This is a genomic window from Saccharopolyspora sp. 6M (genome assembly GCF_020176775.1).
GTDB lineage: Bacteria > Actinomycetota > Actinomycetes > Mycobacteriales > Pseudonocardiaceae > Saccharopolyspora_C > Saccharopolyspora_C gregorii.
On sequence record NZ_JAIUJZ010000267.1, the window covers coordinates 1 to 9,454 of the forward strand.

General features: G+C 73.8%; 8 protein-coding genes. 4 read left to right on the forward strand and 4 right to left on the reverse strand.

All coding sequences use genetic code 11. The features are described 5' to 3' along the window. Nucleotides 1-36 precede the first annotated feature (36 nt). Nucleotides 37-462 (forward strand): nitroreductase family deazaflavin-dependent oxidoreductase, encoded by a 426-nt coding sequence (locus LCD31_RS26965; protein WP_224962671.1) that lies wholly within the window; start codon nt 37-39, stop codon nt 460-462. Nucleotides 463-705: 243 nt separating this feature from the next. On the opposite strand, the gene LCD31_RS26970 is transcribed toward LCD31_RS26965, so the two are convergent. Next, complete coding sequence (locus tag LCD31_RS26970) at nt 706-1,272, reverse strand: TetR/AcrR family transcriptional regulator (protein ID WP_224962673.1); 567 nt, start codon at nt 1,270-1,272, stop codon at nt 706-708. A 169-nt stretch (nt 1,273-1,441) separates the two neighbouring features. Between LCD31_RS26970 and LCD31_RS26975 the strand changes: the two genes are divergently transcribed. Continuing rightward, entirely contained in the window at nt 1,442-2,668 is a 1,227-nt protein-coding gene (locus LCD31_RS26975; protein ID WP_224962675.1) for an MFS transporter, read from the forward strand. 5 nt (nt 2,669-2,673) lie between these two features. Next, entirely contained in the window at nt 2,674-5,826 is a 3,153-nt protein-coding gene (locus LCD31_RS26980) for an arabinosyltransferase domain-containing protein (protein ID WP_224962677.1), read from the forward strand. Between the two features lie 393 nt (nt 5,827-6,219). Here LCD31_RS26980 and LCD31_RS26985 read toward each other — a convergent pair whose 3' ends face one another. The 3 genes from LCD31_RS26985 to LCD31_RS26995 all read right to left on the reverse strand — a co-directional run bounded on the left by LCD31_RS26985 (nt 6,220) and on the right by LCD31_RS26995 (nt 8,891). Continuing rightward, on the reverse strand, nt 6,220-7,674 hold the full coding sequence (locus tag LCD31_RS26985; RefSeq protein ID WP_224962679.1) for a glycosyltransferase family 39 protein: 1,455 nt from the start codon (nt 7,672-7,674) through the stop codon (nt 6,220-6,222). 192 nt (nt 7,675-7,866) lie between these two features. Beyond that, entirely contained in the window at nt 7,867-8,058 is a 192-nt protein-coding gene (locus LCD31_RS26990) for a DUF397 domain-containing protein (RefSeq protein WP_224962681.1), read from the reverse strand. Next, entirely contained in the window at nt 8,040-8,891 is an 852-nt protein-coding gene (locus tag LCD31_RS26995; protein ID WP_224962683.1) for a helix-turn-helix transcriptional regulator, read from the reverse strand. The genes LCD31_RS26990 and LCD31_RS26995 overlap by 19 nt, the downstream gene beginning before the upstream one ends. Before the next feature lie 165 nt (nt 8,892-9,056). Here LCD31_RS26995 and LCD31_RS27000 point away from each other — a divergent pair, with 165 nt between their 5' ends. After that, complete coding sequence (locus LCD31_RS27000) at nt 9,057-9,272, forward strand: hypothetical protein (protein WP_224962685.1); 216 nt, start codon at nt 9,057-9,059, stop codon at nt 9,270-9,272. Nucleotides 9,273-9,454: the final 182 nt, after the last annotated feature.

The window sequence follows — 9,454 nt, forward strand, 5'->3', positions numbered from 1 at the left end:
GGGAATGAATCACGGGCGGGGGCGGTTGCGGGCGGTATGAGCGACGAGAACAACAAGGTGCCCGACTGGGTCCGGCAGCAGGTCGAGCAGATCGGCCGCACCGGCACCACGGAGGGCCTGGAGGTGCGCGGCGCGCCGATCGTGCTGCTGACGCTGCGCGGCGCGAAGTCGGGGAAGCCCCGCCCGACGCCGGTGATGCGGGTGGAGCACGACGGCAGCTACGCGGTGGTGGCCTCGAAGGGCGGTGCCCCGGAGCACCCCACCTGGTACCACAACATCAAGGCCCACCCGGAGATCTCGTTGCAGGACGGGACGACGATCCGCGACTACTCGGCCCGCGAGGTGTCCGGCGAGGAGCGCGCGCAGTGGTGGGAGCGGGCCGTCGCGGCGTTCCCGTCGTACGCGGACTACGCGGAGAAGACCGACCGGCTGATCCCGGTGTTCGTGCTCGACCCGAAGTGAGGCCGCGGCGCTCGGTCGCGGTTCCGCGGCCGGGCGCTCCGCCGGATCCGCTGCACGACCGCCCGGAGCCGGGGACCGCCTGGAGCCCGCGGACTCTGTGACACCGCCTGGTTTCTCGGCCCGTCCGGATCCTCCAGCGCTGCCCGGATTCACCAACCCTGCCCGGATCCTCCACGCCGCGCGACCCCGATCTCCCCGCGCGCCACGGGGTTCCCCGGCACCGAGCCCGCCCCGCCTCGGGCGCTACTCCGCCCCACCGGCGCCCGCGGTGATGCGGCGGATGGCGTCGAGGGTGAGTTCCCGGTCGTCGCCGGACCTGGTGCCGAGCGCGCGGTGGATGGTGAGCCCTTCGATCAGCGCGTCGAGTTCGCGGGCGGTGTCCGCGTCGAAGTGCCTGCCGAGGGCTTCCTGGCTGCGCCGCATCCACTCGTCGATCAGCTCGCGGTAGGCGGGTTCGCGCGCGGCCAGCGCGTAGAGCTCGTGGGTGAGCACCAGATCGGCTCGGGTGGCGAACAGGTCTTCGTGGACGAGGTCGGCGACCGCGAGGCGTGCTTCGGCGATGCCGTGCGCGGCGCCGAGCCGTCGTTCGAAGCGGGCGATGACCGCGCCGGTGAACCGGGAGAACGCTTCGCGCAGCAGCTCGTCGATGCTGGCGAAGTGGTAGGTCATCGAGCCGAGCGGCACGTCGGCGCGGGCGGCGATCTTGCGGTGCGAGGTGCCCGCGACGCCTTCGTCGGCGATGAGCCCCAGTGCCGCGTCGATGATGCGCGCCCGCCGCTGCGGGTCGAATCGGCGGCCCTTCGGTGGCATTTCCCGCGTCACCTCGACAGAAGGTAGTCGATGGGTGACCTCCCGTCCGGTGCGGGTCCGGGCGGGGCGGAGGCCGGTCGATCCCGAAACCCTCTCACGTACGATCGTACGCATCATTGCGTACGATCGTACGCAACGGCTTGCGTTCACGCCGCCACCGAGAGGAACCATGACCGAGCACCCGGGTGGCGGCGCGCCACCGACCGCCCCCACCGGCGCCCCCGGCCGCCGCCGCGCACTCCAGTGGATCTTCTTGCTGCTGGGCGTCTCACTGGCCTCCTGGGTGACGCGCACGCCCGCCATCCGCGACGCCTTGGCCGCCTCCACCGGCGAGATGGGCCTGGTGCTGTTCGGCCTCTCCGTCGGATCGATGACCGGCATCCTCGCCGCCGGGCCGGTGGTGCGGCGGTTCGGCACCCGGCCGGTGATCGCGGTGAGCATGGCGCTGGCGGTCGCGGGTCTCGCCGTGCTCGGCGTCGCCACGGCGGTCGCCACCGCGCCGGGCGCGTTCGCCGGGCTGCTGCTGTTCGGCCTGGGCATGGGGTGTTCGGAGATCGCGACGAACGTGGAGGGCGCCGAGGTCGAGCGGCTCGCCGGTCGCCCGCTGATGCCGTTGCTGCACGGCACCTTCAGCGCCGGGACGGTGGCGGGCGCGGTGCTCGGCATGGTGTTCACGCGAGCCGAGGTCGCCGTCGAGTGGCATCTGCTGGGCGTCGCGGTCCTCACCGGGATCACCACGGCCGTCGTCGTTCCCGCGCTGCCCACCGGCTTCGGGAAGGAGCACGGCGGTCCGCGGCGCGGTCCCCGCACCGCCGCCCGGGAGCAGCTCGCGCTGTGGGCGCAGCCGCGGATCGCGCTCATCGGCTGCGTAGTGCTGGGCATGGCGCTGGCCGAGGGCGCGGCGAACGACTGGCTGCCGCTGCTGATGGTGGACGCGCACGGCTTCGACCCGGCTTCCGGGACGGTCCTGTTCGCGGCGTTCGCCGCGTCGATGACGACCGGGCGGTTCGCCGGTTCCGCCCTGGTGGTGCGGTTCGGGCGGGTCGCCGTGGTGCGCGCGAGCGCGGGGTGCGCGGCGCTCGGGCTCGTCCTGGTGATCTTCACCGCCAGTCCGGTCGCCGCCTCCGCCGGTGTCGTGCTGTGGGGGCTCGGCGCGGCCCTCGGGTTCCCGTTGGCGATCTCGGCTGCGGGAGATGGCGGCGGGGACGCCACCCCGCGGGTCAGCGCGGTCGCCACCGCCGGCTACCTGGCGTTCCTCGTCGGGCCGCCGCTGCTCGGTTCCCTCGGTGACCACTTCGGACTGCGGTACGCGATGATCGTGGTACTGGTGCTCGTCGGTTGTGCGGCGCTCACCGCTTCGGCCGTGCGCGGCCCGTCTCCGGCAGAAGGAAGGTGAACCCGGTGTCCACACGGGAACGACCACTGCGGTGGATCGCGGTGGTCTGCGGCCTGATCGGTGCGGTCGCGGCGGTGCTCGTGCCGTTCCTGCCCGTGCGGTTCGAGATCACCGAGCTGCGCTGGCCGACCCCGCAGGGGACCCAGGCGGTGTCCGCACCGCTGTCGGCGTACCAGCCGATCCGGCTGGACCTGGAGGTCCCGTGCGCGACCGCGCGCGGCCTCGACGAGCGCAGTCCGGACCCTGCGGTGCTGCTGAGCACCAACCCGCCGAAGGCCGAGTACGGCGATCTCACCGGTCTGCGGCTGGACGTGCACGACGGGCAGCTGCGGCTGATCTCGCAGGGCCAGCAGCTCGGCACCGCGCCGCTGCCCGCCGGGGACTGCACCGTGCGGGTGCACTCCGACGGCCGGGCCACCACCGCCTCGGTGGGCGACGAGACCTTCGCCCGCGTCGGCGGCGACGCCCGGCCGCAGCTGACCGGGATCTACTCCGATGTGGACGGTGCGGTCGACGACGTGCGGGGGCTGTCGTTCTCCGCGCAGGTGGACGACCGCTACGACAGCCACCCCACCCCGTTGAAGATCGCGGCGATGGTGCTCGCGGTGCTCGGCTGCGCCGGGGCGCTCGGGGCGCTGCACCGGATCGACGCGCTCGCCGGGCGGCGGCCCGTGCGGCTGGGCCGCGGGCGGTGGAAGCCCACCGGGCGCGACGCCGCGGTGGCCGCCGCGCTGCTGGCGTGGTGGCTGATCGGGGCGATGACCTCCGACGACGGGTACTTCCTCACGATGGCCCGGGTCAGCGGTGACCTCGGCTACGTCAACGACTTCTACCGGTGGTTCTCCGGCCCGGTCGCGCCGATGGGCTGGTTCGTCGAGCTGCAGTCCCTGTGGGTGTCGGTGTCCACGGCGACGCCGTGGCTGCGGGTGCCCGCGCTGCTGATGGGCCTGCTGAGCTGGGTGCTGATCAGCCGGTTCGTGCTGCCCCGGCTCGGCCAGCGGGTCCGCCGCAGCCGCGCCGCCGGGTGGGCCGCGGCCGCGGTGTTCCTCGCCTGCTGGCTGCCCTACGACAACGGGCTGCGCCCGGAACCGGTCGTGGTGGTGCTCGCGCTGCTGGCGCTGTGCGCGGTGGAGTACGCGGTGGCGACCCGCCGGTTGGCGCCCGCCGCGCTCGGGCTGATCGTCGCCGCGTTCTCGGTGGCGGTGAACCCGCACGGCATGGTCGCGGTTCTGCCGTTCCTGGCCGCCGCGAAACCGCTGCTGCACCTGGTGCGGGACCGCGCGGAGCGGTTCGGCTGGGTGGCGGTGCTGAGCCCGGTCGCGGCCGCCGGCCTGGTGGTGCTGGTCGCCTCGTTCGGGGACCAGTCGTTGCAGACGGTCGCCGACGCCACGGCGGTGCGCTCCGAGATCGGGCCGTCGCAGGCCTGGTACCAGGAGCTGAGCCGCTACGAGCTGCTGTTCGGCATGTCCCCGGACGGTTCGCTGACCCGCCGGTTCCCGGTGCTGCTGCTGATCCTGTGCCTGGCGATGTGCGCGGTGGTGCTGCTGCGGCGGGGCCGGATCCGCGGTGCCGCGCTCGGGCCGGCCAGGCGTCTGCTCACCGTCGCCGGGCTGTACTTCGTCGCGCTGGCGCTCACGCCGACCAAGCACACCCACCACTTCGGCATCCTCGCCGCCGTCGGCGGTGCCGTGGCAGCGCTGACCGCGCTGGCGACCAGCAGCACGGTGCTGCGGTCGAAGCGCAACCGCGCGGTGTTCTTCGGCGGACTGATGGTGGTGCTGGCGTTCACGTTCACCGGCACCAACGCCTGGTGGTACGCCTCCGGCTGGGGCGTGCCGTGGTTCGACAAGCCGCCGTCGATCAAGGGCTACGAGTTCAGCACCGGGTTCCTGATCATCGCGGCGATCGCGCTGGGCGTGGCGCTGCGCGAGCACCTCAAGCTCGACGACCGGAACCCCCCGGCACCGACCGAGGACCGGTCGCGGGCGCTGCGGCTGGGCACGGCACCGCTGTCGATCGTGTGCGCGCTGCTGATGCTCGCCGAGCTGGCCTCGCTGGCGAAGGTGATCCCGGAGCGCTGGGACACCTACAACCTCGCCACCGACAACGTGCGCCAGCTGGCCGGGGCGAGCTGCGGGCTGTCCGACTCGGTGTACGCCGAGACCGATCCGGCGTCCGGCGTCCTCGCCCCGGCGCCACAGCCCGGGCGCGCGGTCCCGGACGGGAAGACCGACGAGGACGAGACCCCGGATGAGTACCTGCGCGGCAGCGACGCCGGATTCGTCCGGGGCGGGCTGCCGGACACCCGGAACATCGACACCGGGCAGCCGCTGTGGACGCCGCCGTACCGCTTCGGCAGCGAACAGGCGCCGGTGTGGGGCAGCTACGGTTCCCCGACCAGCACCGGGAAGCTGCGCACCGGCTGGTACGACCTGCCGGAGCGCGCCACCAGCGGCGAGGTGCCGATCGTGGTGAGCTCCGCCGGGCGCACCTCGGGCGCGAACTCGCTGTCGGTGGAGTTCGGGCGGGACACCCCGGAGGGCTTCGAGATCCTGCGCCGCGATCCGATCGGGCAGGACGACGAGCAGCGCTGGCGGGACCACCGCGTCGCGGCCCCGGCGGAGGCGACCCGGGTGCGGGTCGTCGCCGAGGACCGCGCGCTCGGCGAGGAGGGCTGGCTGGCGGTCAGCGCTCCCCGCGCGCCGCGGCTGACCCGGATGACGGACGTGGTGGGCGACGCTCCGGCGTTCGTGGAGTGGCCGGCGGCGATGGTGCACCCGTGCCTGAACATGACCTCGATCCACCACGGCATCGCCGAGCTGCCTCGGTTCCGGGTCTCCGGTGGCGGGGACGTGCGCGGCACCGGGCAGGGCTGGTCGGCGCCGGACGCGGGCGGGCCGTTCGGGTACCTCAACGTGGCGACGAGCATGACGGAGCTGCCGACGTACCTGCGCAACGACCTGGGCAACGACTGGGGTTCGCTGTACGCGGTGCACCCGTACGAGCCGGACGCGCTGCCCGCGTCGGCGGCCGCGCACACCCACGAGGAGGACCACTGGGGCCTGTGGAGCCCCGGCCCGACGCCGAACCCGGTCGTGCTGCCCGGAGACGTGCCGGATTCCAACACCCGCTCGGACGTGGCGCCGGGGCCGCGCTAGCCCGGGGGCGGAACCGGTCGGTATCACCGCCAGGGCGGAGGTGGCGCGGGAGCCGGGGTCGGCGCGGTGGCGCACGGCCCCGGCCGCCCCGGGCATCCCCGTGCAACAGCGGAAAACCGCCTGAGTCCACTTCGGATGTTTGTGCTCGTTCGCCCTCCGGAGCGCGCGCCCGAGGACGAAACCGGACGGCGAGTGCAGCACCTCCGGCCCGCCGACAGCGCTTCCTCGCCGTCGATCTGGTGGTGCACGCCGAACCGGCGCATCGACAACTGCGCGGCCCGTCCTCGTCGATGAGCGCGCCGGCTCGATCCGACCGCTGTCCGCGGCGGCGGTGGTCGTGCTCGGGCGGCTCGGGCGCGGCGGCGGACCGGTCGTGCGGCTCCGCGGTTCGGATCAGGGCGGGTCGAGGGTGAGGGTTCGGAGGTCCGGCCAGATCTCCGCCCAGGGGTCGGTGCGGCCGGTGAGGAGCCAGAGCTCGGCGCGCTCCGGAACCATCCCGCCGTAGGTGCCCAGCGTGGTCGGCGCGTCCACCACCGCCACCCGGTTCGCCGCGGCGAACCGGTCGCGCAACCGGCCGGGGTCTCCGACGAACAGCATCCGGTCCTGTCGTTCCGGCGGCGGCGCGAACCAGCCGTAGGCGCGGTTCGTGCTCACCGCGGGCGGCAGGCCGAGCTCGGGCGCCGCGGTGTCCAGGTAGGTCGCGTACACGTAGGGCCCGGCGCCGAGCGCGGTGCGGGTCAGCTCGGCGGCCGGGACGTCCCGATAGGCGCGGGCGGTCGCCGCGACCAGCGCGTCCGCGAACCTCGGCGCGGCCATGACCGTGGTGAACCCGAGCGCTCCGGCGGCGAGCACCGCGCTGAGCAGCACGACCGGCCACGCGGCCCGCCGCCGTCCCGCCTCGCGGCGGTGCTGCAGCGCGACCGCGCCGACCGCGACGAAGGCGCTGTAGAGCGGCAACGGGTAGTAGTGCCGACCCGCGGCGAGCGCGAACGCGGTGAACAGCACGGCGAACACCACCGCGAGGAACCGGTGCTCCCGCCACCGCCGGTCCCGCACCAGCGCCACCAGCCCGCAGCCCGCGAGCCCGAGCGCCAGCGGCCCGATCACCGCGAGCCCATGCAGCACCACCAGCACCCGTCCGCCGTAGATCAGCTGGTTCTCGGCCGCCACCACGGCGCCCATCGCGGCCTGCGGCCAGCCGTGGGCGGCCTGCCAGGCCAGCGTCGGCGCGGTGATCAGCAGCGCGAGCGCGACGCCCGCCCAGGCCGCGGGTCGGCGCAGCAGGTCGTGCGGCCCGGCCACGGCGACCGCGACGAGCACCGCGACGCCCAGCGCCAGCACCTGGAACCGGGTCTGCGCGGTGATCCCGGCGGCGACGCCGAGCAGGAGCAGCAGCCGGTCGTCCCGGGTGCGGATCCACCGCAGCAGCAACAGGAACAGCACCGCCCACAGCGCGGGTTCCAGCGAGTACGGCGTCAGCCAGTGCCCGAACTGGGCGGCGGCCACGCAGGTGGCCGAACCGAGCGCGGCGAGCACCTGGGCCCGCGCGTCGCCGCCGAGCTCCCGGGCCATCAGCGCGGTCAGCACCACCGCGGCCGCGGTGGCCAGCACCGCCGGAACCGCGAGCACCACCGGGTTCCCCGGAGCGATCGCGTCCGCGAGCCGCGCCAGCAGCGGGGTGAGCGGCGGCTGGTCCACCGCGCCCCAGTCCAGGTGGTGACGGCCGATCGCGACCACCAGGTCCTCGTCGAACCAGCGGCGCGGCACGGCCGCCACGCCCAGGTGCGCGAGGGCGACGACCCCGGCGATGAGCGCGATCGGCCGCCACGCCGGGCGGTGCAGTTCCATCGGCGCCCACTCCTCCGCTCGCGATCCGGCCCGCTCGCACGATCCGGAGATCAGTGAACACCGTGCCGCGGCGGCACCCTCGAACCGGAGTCACACACGGGCGTCCCGGCACCGGCACGGGGCTCGGCACGGTCGCGGGGCCGGCACGGCCCGGCCGGCCGCACCACGGCTCGACGGCACCGGCCGGGGGTGTCAGCTCGGGTCGAAGCGGCCGCGCTTGACCGAAGCCACGAAACCCGCCACATCCACCCGCAACACCGGACCACGCGGATCCTTCGAATCCCGGATCAGTCCCCGCGGATTCGACAACTCGACACAATTCCCGTTCGGATTGGAACGGCTCGACTTCCGCCACACGATCCCACTCACGGACGTACCTCCCATTCCCGGAGAGCCTTCGCGAGATAGTCTAGCGAGTCGGCCGCACCGAGGGCCACGTCGCGAATGCGCTGCGAGGCGGTGCGGTATTCCTTGACATCGTGTTCGACCGGCACGAACGCGCCGGAACTGTAGTGCTCGAAATGGACGACGGCCGGGGCGGCGGGGAACTCGTAGACCACGAACGGACCCGACCAACCGGGGTGCCAGCCGACCCGCAGCGGCACGACACGGATGGTGACGTTCGACTTCGCTGCCATCACCACGAGGTGAGCGAGCTGCGCCTGCATGACGTGTGCGGAACCGACGGGCTCGTGCACCACCGCCTCGCTGATCAACGCCTCGAATCGCGGCGGATCGTGCCGCAGCAGCACGTCGCCTCGACCGGCACGCACCAGCACGCGGGTGTCGAAGTCCGCCGCGGGCAGATCGACCTTCTCCAGGATCGCCCTGCTGTAGTCCCGGATTTGCAGCAGGCCCGGCACGACCATCGGCGACCACTCCACGATCGCCGAAGCCGCGCGTTCGCACTCGATCGCGCCCGCCAGCTGCTGCGGGATGCCGGAGATCCCGACGGTGAGCCAGCTCGGCTCGCCGAGGTTGCGGGCGAGGTCGAGGATGCGTTCCCGCTCCCCCGGCGACACCCGCAGCGCGGCGAGGATCATCGCGACCACCTCGACGCCGGGGACCCGGTGCCCGGTCTCCCAGTGCGAGATCTGGGTGTGCGAGATCTCGAGTTGCCGCGCTAACACCCGGAGGCCCACTCCGCGCGTTTCCCGCGCATCGCGCAGCGCGGCGGAAAGGGCCCTGGCCCGAGGCGTACCTGCGGTGGCGACCATGCAACACCTACCTGTCGTCGCTGTTCTCCTCGATCACGCGATCGGCGCTCTGGTGGTCCCGATGTGCAACCGGACACCTTTGTGCGGGACGGGATCGCGGGAACGCCGGAATGGCGCGAATCCGATTCTGTCGCACCGCATCCGCGTCTATTCGGAGGAACGGCTTTGTCGCAGCGGAAAACGCCCGATCGGGTGTTCGAAGGAAAAGCGGACGCGCTGGCGGGGGCGTCCGGTGCCGTGGCGGGCAGAACGGTGCGCGAGGTGGTCTGCGACGGCGGACTGGAGATCTGGGTGACCGGACCGGCGCTGGTCGCCTGCGCCGACGATCCGGCGCGCGCACCCGCACACCTCCTCGTCCCGGAGCCCGACCCTCGATCGTGAGCCTCCCGGCCGGTGCGACCCCTCCCCCGCGCACCGGTCCGGGACGCCTCCCGCCGCCGCGGTCCCGCGCGCGGGGGGGGGGGCGGGGGGGCCCCCCCCCCCCCCCCCCACCCCCCCCCCCCCCCCGCCGGCGCCGCCCACCCACAACGGCCGGGGGCCCCCCCCCAGCACGCCGGAAGGGG

Excerpts from the sequence above, each read along its gene's own strand:
- LCD31_RS26970 (WP_224962673.1), bottom strand. The coding sequence starts at position 1,272 with ATGCCACCGAAGGGCCGCCGATTCGACCCGCAGCGGCGGGCGCGCATC.
- LCD31_RS26965 (WP_224962671.1), top strand. The coding sequence starts at position 37 with ATGAGCGACGAGAACAACAAGGTGCCCGACTGGGTCCGGCAGCAGGTC.
- LCD31_RS26975 (WP_224962675.1), top strand. The coding sequence starts at position 1,442 with ATGACCGAGCACCCGGGTGGCGGCGCGCCACCGACCGCCCCCACCGGC.
- LCD31_RS26985 (WP_224962679.1), bottom strand. The coding sequence starts at position 7,674 with ATGGAACTGCACCGCCCGGCGTGGCGGCCGATCGCGCTCATCGCCGGG.
- LCD31_RS26990 (WP_224962681.1), bottom strand. The coding sequence starts at position 8,058 with ATGGGAGGTACGTCCGTGAGTGGGATCGTGTGGCGGAAGTCGAGCCGT.
- LCD31_RS26995 (WP_224962683.1), bottom strand. The coding sequence starts at position 8,891 with ATGGTCGCCACCGCAGGTACGCCTCGGGCCAGGGCCCTTTCCGCCGCG.